This window comes from Desulfomarina sp., assembly GCF_054039375.1.
In genome coordinates, this window is the sequence record NZ_JBPLBA010000175.1 from 1 (window position 1) to 13589 (window position 13589).

The following is a 13589-nucleotide window of genomic DNA, read 5'->3' on the forward strand; positions in this document are numbered from 1 at the left end:
CGAATCGCTGACCGTGTTTGACAAGGAATGGCTTGATGCCGTCCCACCACCAATCCTTGACCCTGCCGGAATCAAAATCCCCCCCGACAAAGAGCTCCCCTTCCACACCAACTGGCGAAATCGCTACATCTTTGAGTTCCTTATTCCTGATGCCGAAACCATATTTCAGCAGCGGCTGTCAAGACAGAATGAAGGATATTTCCCGGTCGACGAAAACCTGTCGATGGAAATGGTTGAGCAGCAGGTCGCGGTCTACAGGGAAGTTGCTCTCTATCTGCATCGGGCGGGGCTCAATGTCTATATTCGCCAGGGACTGGATAATCCACCCATGAGAATTGCGGAAAAAGGCATCTCAAATGTACCGCGCTGGGCATTTGACAGGAAACCTGACCGTCCCAGCCTGAAAAGCCTGGCGGGTTGGAAATGGCTCTTTCTCAGGCGATATCCCATCAAATGGCTGACAGTTACCCATGAGGAGCAGAAAATTACGACAGCCAGCCGGATTGCCCATGACGGCAAAACTTTTGAGCTTATTCTCGGCACTACGGGGCTGCGTTTTCATCCGGAAATCCCCCTGGGAGTCAAGAAAAAGATGATCAAAAAGAACTGGATCATCAATACTGAACAGGCCTGTTCCACCAAACAGATCAGCGGTTTTGCACGAATACGTGTCGGTGAAACAGTTATTATCGGCCGGGACAACCGTGAATATGACGACCTTTTTCATTTTAAAAAAAATGTGGCTAAACGCCACGTGAGTATCACAAACAGAAAAGGAGACCTGATCATCACCCCGCTTGATCTGGACTCGGAAGTCCGCATAGTCCGGTTTGACAACCTCGATTACCGGGAACGAATGGCGTCAAACCGCTATCATTCACTTTTGAAAATAAAAGAGTTGTTCGGCGGCCCCGTTGGTATTCTTGCCGACGACAAGGCGCTTGAACTCATTCAAAAAGTCAATAAACAGCTGGTAAGGGAGCCCCTGCGCCCCCTGAACAGAGAAAAAATGGTTGGGGGACTTGTTGAACTCACCGGCAAAACGACACCTGTTATCGTCGGTGATCTCCATGGGCAGGTGGATAATATTCTGAAAATACTCTCAGAAAACTGCCTGTTTGACTGTCTCAGGCTGAAAACTGCAACCCTGGTCATCCTGGGGGATGCCCTTCATTCTGAAAATGCAAACGAAATGGAAGACTTCGACAGTTCCATTTTGATGATGGATCTGCTTTTTCTTTTAAAACTGCGTTTTCCTGAAAATTTTTATTACCTCCGTGGAAACCACGACAGTTTCTCCCCGACCATCAGCAAAAACGGTATTCCCCAGGGCAGTCTTATGAAAAAACGTCTCCTTGAACTGAGGGGAGAAGAGTATATTATAGAAATGGAAAAATTCTATTCCCTGCTTCCCCTGGTCATCAGTTCAAAGAAATTTGTTGCCTGTCATGCCGGTCCCCCGAGGACAAAAATAACCAGAAAAATGCTGATCAATATAGCCGATCATCCTGAACTGGCCCAGGATCTGATAACAAACAGGCTCCAGCGGCCACATTATCCTGGTGGTTACAACAAAGGGGATGTGAAAAAATTCCGTAAAGGTCTTCACCTCCCGAAAAAAACAGCATTTATTGTCGGCCACACCCCCCTTGATCCCTTTGGCAGTATATGGCGGGATGTGGGGGCAATAAAGAACCATCACATCATCTATTCCGCCCACATGGAAGGTCCAAGTCTTTTTGTGGGTCTGGACAACAAAGTAATACCTATTACGTTCCCGGCAGAACCCTTGACGAAACTGATAAACAAACTGAAATAGCTTCCAGCAGATAACTCCTCACACGGACAACAACTTTATAATTTAATTCCCACTGAACTGTAATTGTTCACAGGTAGTCCGGAAGAGATATTCGGGAGCAGGAGTTAATCATTGACATTCTGTCAAAAGTTGTTATTCACAGCGTGCAAAGGCTGAACAGTTTCCATGAAAACCTGTACTGTCAGAACCCTTTTACCTGAATCCTGCAAATCAAAAAGAGAAAACAAATTTTGTGGCTGATCCATCCGGTCCAGCCATACTGATTTACTGGCTAACTCAGTTTCACCAGGAGGTTGCAGAATGGCTTTTTTACCCAACAGTCCACTTTCCGGACTCTTGCGCGGATCACCTTTTAAACCTATTCAGGAACACATGCAGGTTGTTTTTTCCTGTGTCTGCCTTGTGCCGCCACTCTTTGACGCACTGTACCGAAAGGATTTAGAGCAACTCTCGGAAGTAGCGGAGCAGATAAAATCCCTGGAAACAGATGCCGATAAACTGAAATCCACTTTCCGGCTCAATATGCCAAAGTCCCTCTTCCTGCCCGTCGATAGAAAAGATCTTCTCAGTCTTATCGGCGATCAGGATCATATCGCCGATACCTCAGAAGAGATCTGTAAAATCCTCACCTACCGGCAGATGGAAGTCCCGGAAGGGATAAAAGCGTTGCTTGATGAGCTGCTCGAAGGAACCATGGAGATCGTTTCGGAAGCCAAGGCTATGATTGAGCAGCTCGATGAGCTGCTTGAACTCGGTTTTGGGGGACGTGAGTTCGACAAGGTCTCACAGATGATATCAGGGGTACGTCGCAGCGAACATAATATAGATGCTATCCTCCATCGTACGAGAACAGCACTGTTTGCAATAGAAAATGACCTCACTCCGGTTTCTGCCATCTTCTGGTATAAGCTGATTGACCTTCTCGGACATATTTCCGATCAATGTGAAAACCTGGCTGACCGCCTGCTGCTTTTCCTGTCAAAATAATTTTACCCTAAGGAACAATCAGATGGAAATTATTGCTTCATACGGCACCGCCATGATTATTCTGGCTGTTATTTTCGGGCTCTATATGACATGGGGGATTGGTGCAAATGATCTGGCAAATGCCATGGGAACTTCCGTTGGAGCCGGAGCAGTCTCGGTAAAACAGGCTATTACCATTGCAATTATTTTTGAATTTTTAGGGGCTATCCTGGCCGGTGGACATGTAACCAAAACCATCAGAAAAGGTATTATTGATCCGAGCGCAATAGTCAATAATCCCGAAATTCTCGTTTACGGCATGCTGGCATCCCTGCTCGCTGCCGCTGTCTGGCTGATGGTTGCTTCCACCAAGGGGTGGCCGGTCTCCACTACTCACTCTATTATAGGGGCTCTCATAGGCTTTGCCATTGTCGGTATAGGCCCTGATTCTGTGAAATGGACCAAGGTGGCCAGTGTTGTCCTCAGCTGGATTGTCTCTCCGATCATGGGAGGAACCATAGCCTTTCTCCTGGTCATGAGCACCAGGAAATTGATTTTCAACACCGATAACCCCCTGAAAAACGCAAAAAAATACGCCCCTGTCTATATCTTCCTCGTGGGTTTTGTGATCTCTCTGGTAACCATGTTCAAAGGTCTGAAACATCTTCATATCAGTATGAGCACGGGACAGAGTTTTGGCTTTGCTGTCTTGTTTGGAATCCTCACCGCCTCGACAGGCTGGTATTTTATCAGGAATGTCAAGGAGGATATCAGTGCCAACCGGGAATTCAGTTATGCCAGTGTAGAAAAGGTTTTTACTCCCATGATGCTGTTCACCGCCTGCTCCATGGCCTTTGCCCATGGATCTAATGATGTGGCAAATGGTATTGGTCCCCTGGCAGCGGTTTACAGTATCGTCAGCTCCGGCGGGGAAGTCATGCAGAAATCCGACCTGCCGTTCTGGATACTTCTCCTTGGTGGCGCCGGAATTGTCATCGGCCTTATCACCCTCGGTTACAGAGTTATGCTCACCGTCGGCAAAAAAATCACTGAACTCACCCCTTCCCGTGGTTTCTGCGCAGAACTGGCCGCTGCAACAACGGTGGTCATAGCTTCAAGGACAGGGCTTCCTGTGTCCACTACCCATATCCTTGTCGGCTCCGTTCTGGGTGTAGGACTTGCCAGAGGCGTGGGAGCACTGGACCTGCGCGTAGTCTTGAACATCGTCATTTCCTGGGTGGTAACTCTGCCGGCAGGTGCAATAATGGCAATGCTCTTCTTCTTCACCCTGAAAGGTATATTCAGCTGAAAGAACCCCGGAAGCTAAAACAAAGCTTCCGGGGTTCTTTTTAAGAGCTCTATGCTTTCAACATACGTTGACAAGAGACAACAAATAAAGAGTTATTAACAAATATGAGCAGTTACGAAAAAAGATGTTATTCAGCTAGAGTGAAACTTCGTAACCGACTCTCTCCGGTCATCTCTCCTGTTCCGTTAAACCCCCGCACACGAAAACTGTACCTTTCTCCGGGAGAAAACTTCATGGCAAGGACTTTTCGAGACAGGTAATAACTTCCCTTTTTCGTATAGGCCGTAAAAAAAGGCTCTTTCATTTCTCTTTTATAAAATTCAATATGGTACGTCGAAACGGCAGAGGTTTCCGACCATTCAATCTTTTGACCACTCAAGTGAATTTCAGTTTTATTCTCAGGCATTTCTATCAGCAACGGAACGATGGTTTCCGCTTTTTTCGCCTCCACGTGATAGATAGCCTCAGGAAAATCGATTTTCTGAAACGCAGAATCAGGTTCTGTTATAATAAACTGCAAACTGTGGGCCCCTTCAGAATAGGTCGGTAACCGGGGTGCACTCGGTGTCTTCAGAGTCAACACCTTGCCGTAATACAGATTCTTCTGAATACGCTGGATAATCCGCCTGTCCACTTTCCAGTACCCTTTAAATGTGCCGGAACCGTTATAATGGATCTCCACTACTCCCCTGAGGTCCCGTGAATTTCTTGTCACCAGAATAAGCGGTCGGTTATTCTCTTCAAAAAAGACCCTCATTCTGGTGATTCTCAACCGACCAGCTGCACCTGATCGCAGATTGACTTTTGCGGAACCACTTCCGGATCGAAAATTCGGTGCTGTGAAATTCCTTCGATAGACTATATTTGATGACCCCGCATTTTTCCCGAAACTGAGAACAGAAGCCGGAACAGTAATCGTTTCCGAAACGGATGGCTGGGATTTATTCAGAGAAATAATAAGAACCGTGTTATTATAACCAAGAACACGACCTCCAGCCAGAAACTCCCCCCGTGTCGACCGGATACTTTCATTTATCACCACAGCCGGAGAGACAACCGTAAATGTAACTTTCTGTCTCGTCCCGGCCCCCCTGCTCACATCAATTTCCGCAGGAGAAACCCTTACCACAAGCTGGCCTGGATCAACAAAAATAGTGAGGGTCTGCGTTGTTTTTTTCCCGGATCGGGTAACAACCTGCACCGTGGACACGAACTTGCCCTTCCGGGTAGGTATTCCGGCAATACGCCCATATTTTTCCAATACCAATCCCGGTGGCAACTGTCCCCGGATCTTTCTGTACCGGCTTAATTTTGCAGAAGATGTTGCTGCAAGATCATACTCATACTCCTTGCCGACAGTACCCCGGGGAGGCTCACCTATGGAATCAACCACCGTTATACTCTTCGTTTCAACAATGGGGGGCGGCGGAGTTGCTGCAGCAGTGAAAGCTGCTGTCCCGGTAACGGTATAAGTTCCGGTTTTCCGATATGAGCGTCCTGCCCTGAAAGTATAAGTGCCAGGTACAGTATAGGTGGAAGAGCTGACAACCGCACTGCCGTCACCAAAATTCAGACTCAGAACCATTGTCCCGCCATTCAGTGCTGCCAGTGTACCGGTAACTGATGCCGTTACTGTTTCTCCGGAGACGGCAGTTACCGGATTCACATCAAGAGCAGCGTTAACGGCTTCCGCAGAAAATAAGACAAGAAAAAACAGCATCAGGCTAATTTTTACTCTTTGCATTCTATCCTCCTGACCTGCACAATACAATTCAGATACAGGCTACTGGGAAAAATCAGAGACTTAAAAAACGGCATCTTTCTCCGGATTATCTTCAAAACACAACAAATCAAGCAACGATATTTAGAAAACTGTCCCATTATGTATTTTAATTACTCATGCCCTCCCTGCCAATTAAAAGGAATAAGGAAGAGCGGTTGACAGAACCAGTGTCAGTATATTTTCCCTGGTGGTTGAATCTTCAATTGCATCTTTTTGATTATTATAATGATATTCAAGGGCAATAGTCGGATCCTCAAGCCACCACAACTGCTCCAGCCTGTAGTTCAACCTGCTGTATGCTGCACTGTTTTCTGTGTCGACAGTATTATCATCAGTCTTTGTCCAGTCATATGTGCCACCAATTTCAAAAATAATCGTATCATTTAAAAAACTGGTGTAAATATCCATGGTTAAAGTATTTGTATCCGTCCGGACATCCGTGGTCAAATCTGTTGAACTGTTCAGCGTCCACGACGGCATAATTGAAAAATAGGAGGAAGAATATGAAGGAACTGCAGACAAGGTAAAGAGGCGGGTATCATTATCTGCTGTGCTGTGATCATCCTGTTCGGAATAACTGGATCTCAGCTCAATACCCCAGGAGCCTTCATTATAACCAACTGTTCCCGTCAATGTGTTCGTATCCAGGGAGACAGGATCCGTACCATCCGGCTCGTCTGCCGATCGCTGGCTGTTATGCTCAAAAAGTACACTTACCGGGAACCTTTCCCAGCCCACATACTGGTAATCAATACTGCCGGAAAAAGAATAATTTCTTGCGAAAAGATCATCTCCTTCCACATTATCCCATGAATAGTTCAACATGAGCCGCACAGATTGATCGGGATAGGTCACTCCACCACTGAATTCTGTACCCGCCCAGTCTTTGACGATGGACTGATTCCCGACAACATCATACTGCGGACCTGTATATTTATAGCCAAGCTCAAAATCGTATTTCTCTATGAGACCACCAATCTGAATACGGTATGCCTTATCATATGTTTCCTTTATGTCATCCCCCGTATCTCCATCATAATTAACGGTATCAAACTCAAAATCCGATGTCAGCATCTGGTTGAAAAAATCACTCTGCATGACAATGCCGGTGACATCTCCCTTTCGTCCTACTCCTTCAGACCAGTTGCCGAGTGAATTTTCACTTTCACCACCTCTCACATAGATTCCCTTGAATCTCAACCGCTGTTCAAAAAAACTGGCTTCCGCCGAAGTACCAATGATATGATCATTTGAATTAAAACCGAATCCCATACCGTCTATCTCATAGCTGCTTTCAGTACTGAGCGTTCCAAAGCCAGTCAAGGTGATATTTCCCAGGGTAATGCTTGCCTTACCTCCTCGCCGGGTCAGATAATCGACAGTATTCCTTGATTCTTCAATAGTGGTGTCCCCAATTTCAACCCTGGCAGAATACTCTTCAGCCTGAAATTCTCCTGAAAAAAGGAAATCTATGAGACTGATACCCTTTTGCTCTGGTCCGGCCAGCGCCGCATTCTGATCATAATATCTCGCATTTGCTCTGATCGATGCATTCCATTCCCCCTCACGCACAGTTGATTCACTGGTCAGATAGGTATCAGAGGTCGTGTAAGGCGTATCAGTGGAAAAATCCCCAAAGATATCATCACTGGAGGAACTGTCTTTTTTCAGAATTGTTTTCAGGGTAGATGAAAGACGGTTGGTTGAAGCAATCTCCTCAAAAAGCTCACTGTGGCGGGAAGAGAAAAGAAGCTCTTCCTCAAAAGATTCTCCATTTTCAAAAAAACCGAATATCTGGAGGGAGTGATTACCGGCAGGCAGGGGGGCAACGGGAATATAAGTATACAGGCCCTGTTCTGCAGTGACCAGACCCGTGATATCGTCACCATCCAGCAGAACAAGAAACCCCTCATCCAGTATTGGTGACATAGCGCGAAAAGAAACAATTGGTTTTCGTGCAATAGCGATGGTTTCCGGATCTGGAGACACCAGCACCAGTTCATTACCTGAAGCTTCAACTACGTTTCCGGACAGCAGTAAAAATGGAAAAGAAAAACAAAAGAGAATCAGAACAGGGGGAAGTCTTTTCATGGTTCTCCACGGCAGAGAGAAATTGAACACGACCCGTAAACCTTACCCTGCAACCAATGTAATAACAAAATGATTGACAGCAGAATAGATCCACTTACGCATTTTGACATTCATTGACAAAACCAAAAAATAATCTGATTACATACAAAACTCAGCCTGATAAAGCAGGTACATCCACAATTCGGCTGAGTTTCATAGGTAATCAAGAAAAATAATGTTCCATCCTACCATAAGAATAGTGCAAACCAAAGATAAAAGTACGACAATTCAGGTGGATCGAACGACATCTGAACTGTTTTATTTTACAGACGGCAACCTGGCAACACTTCAGGGACCTTGTTCGACAAGCACGTGAACCATTTGAAATCCATATTGTGCACAAAACGCTCAAAGCAGATCATGTGTGTATTTTCCAGTCACAATAAAGATAAACAACATATGGCTTTTCAACTAATGTCCATTCGTTGTACGGCTCACCCGTTGTATAAAATTTAAGTGTGCTGTTTTTATGCCAGACCAGATTGGCTTTCGGAATAGTTATAGCGCCACCCACACTTGGAAAAACAATCTGTCCAGGAGGTAACACTGTCATGATTTCCTCATCAAACTCTTCATAAGCTCCGATTCGTCCGACAATCGGTCTCTGGCCGGGACTGTTGCACCCTTATTCTATTAGTGTTTATATTAAGAGCCTCCGAGCCAAAATTCCTCAGTTGATATAGGTCAGTTCAACCTCCTCCCATACCGCTTTATCCCATCTCGGTTCACGATGGAACGATCTGGATACACACCACATATTTCATAGAAATGACCGATTTCCAATCCCGCCAATCCCCCGAGAATCCCTCCGGATGCTTTAAAATCCCTTATCACTCCTCCAGCGTCGCGACTATGGACAATTCCCCGACTTCCACGCCCCATGATTTCGGCACAAAAGCATGATTCTTCAGTCGTCGTCCCATGCTTTCTCCTCTCCGGCAGAATACCCCGCACTGTTGCCACCGGAGTTAAAGGCGAAGCCTGGAACTCTACCCCAAAAAATCCAAACTCCATATTTATTGACAAAATCATGGAATAATGTTTTACCCTACCATAAGTATGATGTAAACTACGAAAAAATACGCCAATTCAACTGGATCGAACGTTTTTCTTGCAACTGATGCATTCTGCAGAAAGACGGTACCCCGGCAATATCTGATGGTGTTGATCAATAAAAATCAAACTTCGTTCACCGCACCACTGATCTGAAAATTCAAGAACAATCCAAAGGAACATTATAGCGACCGTACCTGCTGCATGAAAAAAACGATAAGGAGAGCAAATGGCTTCTTTACATTTCCGGCTGGCTCCGGACACAGGAAAGAGGGTGGTCTGCAATTCGACATGTCGTAGTGATCGACTTTTAGACATTCATCGGAGAAAAATATTTTTCCTGCCTGGTGCAGCTTTTCTTGTCATACTGTCACTGTTTTTCCACCTCAAGGTATATGCGGCCCAATCGTTCCAGCCGACAACTCCGTCTGACAAAGACAAGATCCTTCAACTTTCCCCCCGGATGTCTGCGGCGACCCTCGCACATATCAAAAATACAGATTACGTCAGGCTTCCCAGCGGACGGATTATTCAGATGAAACATATCCGTGATGCTGCCAGGCTTTCAAAGAGACTGCATAACATCAGGATTAAAAAAAATCCGCTTCCTGCATCCCTGCACCTGAAACCTGCAGCTACAGGAACCCCGGTCAACAACATCTTTGAACTCAGCTCTCTACTGGAAACAGCAAAGGACGGCGATACGATACAACTGCCTTCAGGCAGGCTGGTCACGGCAGCTCAAATCAGGTTTCTTCAACCTGAACTGGAAAAACAACTGGGCAAAAAACTCTCCCGATTCAGACAGAAAAAGAAAAAAACCGTTAAAATAATCCCTTCCACAGACAAGCGATATTGGGAAAACATACTGAAAAAACCTGACGACACAGTGCTGGAAACAGAAGATGGAAAATTTTTTACCGTCGGTGAACTTAAAAAGACACTGTCCCGTGGATATCTCACCATGAAGTCATCTGACAGCACATCGAAAAAGGGGGGGCAAAATGACTGACATCACCTTTTTCAAAAGCAAATTTTTTACCCTTTTCGTACTGCTTATTGTTCTTTTATTCAATTCCACAACACCAGCCCCTGTACAGGCAGACACTTTTGATGATTTTATCAGTTTCCTCAAAAAAGTTGAAAATGAAACGGGAGTTCCGCTGGATGAGCTGGGAGTGCCTTTCAATGCCACACAGCTTGAGCAGTCAAAAGGAATTGTGACCTGCCTCTCAAATGCCAACGGCAACACCTATGAAACCGCTGTCTGTGTGGATGATTTTCATGATACATCCACCGGCCAGCAGATTTCACAACAGGCGGATCTGCCATCTTGGGTCTGGGATATCGTGGACAGCTATATCCTTTATATGGAAAAAGACTACATGGGTCTCGCCTGGAGCCTGGGTGAGACAGTAGTCTGCGCGGTAATCCATGTCTGGACAGGCGAAGATATCTGCAAACTTATAGAAGAACTGGTACAGCTTGCTGAGGATGTTCTTGACATAGGCAAGGTCCTCGTTGAATGGCTGGGAGAACTCGGAGAAGCTGTAGTTGGAGCCATAAAAGATGCCGCCTGCGCCATTGGGATTGGTGGCTGTGAGGACTCACCACCCGTTCCTCCGGAGGTCGTTCTCTACAAAATGATGGTTCCCGAAATACAGGCCGGACTCAATAAAAGAGAAGAAAAATACAGTGCCGCCTTTATTTCTTTTCTTGCAGATCTGAAAAGCAGGGTTCTGAAAAGGGTAAATGCTGAAATAAAATCTTTTAATGATCAGGTATCATCAACCTGGTTTCCTCAACTCGACTATTACACCCAGGCTGATGCAGACAAGGCCGGAGCCCGCTTTGTCGATACGGTCAATGTCAGATGGAGTAATGACATCATTCAGCGTGTAGATGGAGAAAGACATGCCAGAATAAAAACCTATGAAAATCCCGCCAACATAGACTCCCTGAGCAGACAGGTTCTCGACAAGTATATTCCCGGAGGCTCCGGTTTCAAATGGATGCTCATTGATAAATGCACCTCCGACTTCAAAAACAACTTCGGGTATGACCATATCGACCGCTGGAAAAACATGCACCTTGCAGTGGAAAATATCCAGACCATGCAGGACTCGGTACAGTCAAACAGGGAGCTCTGTACCACCTTCTATGACCAGAACAAAACTGCCCTCATGGACTCGGCGATCAATTATGTTCAGGACAAGGCAAAGTGTGTCGATACAGGTAATGACCTGTTCTGCTATTCACTCGATGCTTACGATGCATGCCTGACAATGATGCGTGCCCTCGGCATAGATAACATCTGCAGGATAAACATGACAAATGCATCGCAGGAAGCAAAGAAAAAGATAGAGGCCATGTTCCGAAAAGCCGGCAGCAGATTTTATAAACTGGCGGTACAACAGCAAAGCACCTCCCTGTCAAGAACTCCACACTCCCAGGCTGTCGGGGGAATTCTACCTGCAGACGATAAACCTTTAATATTCACCTGTTACCGGCCTACCCATCTCCATTTCTTTAATCAGTTCTACCAGTCGCACTACGGTCAGCTACCCCAGGTAATCCTGACACCGAAACTGCAGGAGGATCCCGCCTATCATCAGCTGAAAACGGCCGTTGAAAATGCGAAAATAACTATTAACACAGGGGCATATGGTGGAACGGACTGTACAGTAAGGGCTACAATCGACCCGTTGCTTCTGGAAGCCTCAGATCCCCAATGTTTTCAGAACCTGAAAGAAAAAGACCTCAAATTTGGTTTTGAATTCCCCAGTAAAAAACCGGGTTTTTCCTACTCCCCGAAAAAAATAACACCATCCATTGACGGACAGGAAACACCGACGATATTTTTTGACCTAGCAGGCTTCTGGGACAATCTGACCAAAGAAAAAATACGCAAAACCGAAATAACAGCAGACACCATCAGCATAGAAAAACTCAACCCCCTGGATCCCATAACAAGAAACAGGTTTGACCGAAACAGTATCAGGAAAAATGCTTTCTCACGGATTAAAACGGCTACGGAAGGAGCACAACTTAAAAAGAATGTCAATGAAGCCATAAAAACAGGCTCCGGCCAGAAAGTTATGAGCGGCTCCCTTCCTTCGGGCAGTAGAGTGCCTCAAATTCTTTCTCTGAAAATGTCCTTCAGAGCACAGCAGCCTGTCAGAATTAAGATACGGGCCACGTCTAAACGTAAGATACAGTTTGAACTGCGACATCGGTCGGCTAAAGGACGGCCATACAGGCCTGTAAAAAATATTGCCCACACATTCAAACAACAGGAAACCATGGTCATACTGACACTCTCCCCTGGGATGGAGGGTGAATTTCAGCTCAGAATTCGGGCGGACCGTACCTCTCCGTGGGGCAAGTGGCATACGTTCAGGGTCATCGGCAAGGCACCCCACGGTTCCATGGTAACCATCAATCCTCAACCTGAACCTCCGGGAAAACAGTCTGTTTCAAAAAGGCTCAATAGAAAAGCTATTCCAGTTATCAGGGAACCACATCATAACCAGACTTACCTGCTCACCGGCAGAAATATTTCCATCAGTGCCAGGATCAATCATATACCTGAAGGGAAACTTGCTGTAAAGCTACAATATAAGAAACGGGCCCATTTCACCGACATTCCCCTGCGTATCCATAAACAGCGCTACAGGCAGGGAACCATTCTCAAATTCACATGTGATCAGACAGGGCTTTACCGACTGAAAGTCAAACTCACCACTCCCGGTTCACAATGGACAAAATGGACTGTGTTCAAAATTGACAAAAAAGTCAAAACACACCTGAGAAACAAACAACCTGGAACCGGTTTTCAGACAACGACCATCAAGCCCTCATTCCAATAAACCACCCATATTCAGCCCCTCCTTTCCCAGATCAGAAGGGGAAGGAGGTCTTGATCGATAAAAAATATCTAATTCCGAGCAAGTCTCCGGTAAAAGAGTCAAAACTGGTTCTGCGCGGGATCAGATTGTATTGTTTTCAGCCATAACCAGGAAACTCTGCCAGCGACTCCATTCCATGTTTTTATCTCCCCTGAAACGGATATGGTACAACCCGGTTTTGAGCAGTGAAAGATTAAGGAAAACATTTTCATCCCCATATCGGAAACTGTGGCATGGCTTTTCAATTTCTTGAAACATTTGTCCAATACCTGGACGATAGTGAAGTTCAAAATCGATAACCTGCCCATCGTTCCTTTTTAATCCCACAGTGACATCTGCTGATCGCCAGATATGCTTGAGAGGCAGAATCGCAACGGGTCGCAATGATAACATTTCTTCCCGGTTGAAAATGTCAAGCTCACTGTTCCGGTAGTGCAACTGCAGACCATCGGAACAAATCACTTCTCCATGGCTCATTTTCTGATGTTCACAGATATCACGATATTTCTGAGCATGAACAATAACGGAAAATAACAGAATAAAAACTGCGGAAAAGAACAAAATATAATGACCGGCTATATTTTTACCGGAAAGGCTTTGATTCGTTTTCATGGTTTACTC

The 13589-nt window shown here is 45.6% G+C and carries 9 protein-coding genes; 5 read left to right on the plus strand and 4 right to left on the minus strand.

Translation table 11 applies throughout. From position 1 onward, the window contains the following. From ACXLDX_RS10345 to ACXLDX_RS10355, 3 genes are all read left to right on the plus strand, one after another. A partial coding sequence (locus tag ACXLDX_RS10345; RefSeq protein WP_457577106.1) for a metallophosphoesterase occupies window positions 1-1819 on the plus strand: 1819 nt, incomplete at its 5' end. Between the two features lie 300 nt (window positions 1820-2119). Beyond that, window positions 2120-2806, plus strand: coding sequence for a TIGR00153 family protein (locus ACXLDX_RS10350; protein ID WP_457577107.1), 687 nt, complete (start codon window positions 2120-2122; stop codon window positions 2804-2806). A gap of 22 nt (window positions 2807-2828) precedes the next feature. Continuing rightward, complete coding sequence (locus ACXLDX_RS10355; RefSeq protein ID WP_457577108.1) at window positions 2829-4094, plus strand: inorganic phosphate transporter; 1266 nt, start codon at window positions 2829-2831, stop codon at window positions 4092-4094. 127 nt (window positions 4095-4221) lie between these two features. Here the strand turns inward: ACXLDX_RS10355 and ACXLDX_RS10360 are convergent, their stop codons facing one another. The 3 genes from ACXLDX_RS10360 to ACXLDX_RS10370 form a co-directional block, all read right to left on the minus strand. Next, the gene (locus ACXLDX_RS10360) at window positions 4222-5838 is read right to left on the minus strand and encodes a hypothetical protein (RefSeq protein WP_457577109.1); all 1617 of its coding nucleotides are present in this window, start codon (window positions 5836-5838) and stop codon (window positions 4222-4224) included. Between the two features lie 171 nt (window positions 5839-6009). Further along, window positions 6010-7968, minus strand: a complete 1959-nt coding sequence (locus tag ACXLDX_RS10365; RefSeq protein ID WP_457577110.1) for a hypothetical protein — start codon at window positions 7966-7968, stop codon at window positions 6010-6012. Window positions 7969-8691: 723 nt separating this feature from the next. Next, window positions 8692-9039, minus strand: a complete 348-nt coding sequence (locus tag ACXLDX_RS10370; protein WP_457577111.1) for a hypothetical protein — start codon at window positions 9037-9039, stop codon at window positions 8692-8694. Window positions 9040-9289: 250 nt separating this feature from the next. On the opposite strand from ACXLDX_RS10370, the gene ACXLDX_RS10375 reads away from it, so the two are divergent. Next, window positions 9290-10072 carry a hypothetical protein gene (locus ACXLDX_RS10375; RefSeq protein ID WP_457577112.1) on the plus strand — a complete coding sequence of 261 codons (783 nt, stop codon included), beginning with the start codon at window positions 9290-9292 and terminating at the stop codon, window positions 10070-10072. Next, entirely contained in the window at window positions 10065-12929 is a 2865-nt protein-coding gene (locus tag ACXLDX_RS10380) for a hypothetical protein (protein ID WP_457577113.1), read from the plus strand. Before ACXLDX_RS10375 ends, ACXLDX_RS10380 begins: the two co-directional genes overlap by 8 nt. 120 nt (window positions 12930-13049) lie before the next feature. Here the strand turns inward: ACXLDX_RS10380 and ACXLDX_RS10385 are convergent, their stop codons facing one another. After that, the gene (locus ACXLDX_RS10385) at window positions 13050-13580 is read right to left on the minus strand and encodes a hypothetical protein (RefSeq protein ID WP_457577114.1); all 531 of its coding nucleotides are present in this window, start codon (window positions 13578-13580) and stop codon (window positions 13050-13052) included. Window positions 13581-13589 lie beyond the last annotated feature (9 nt).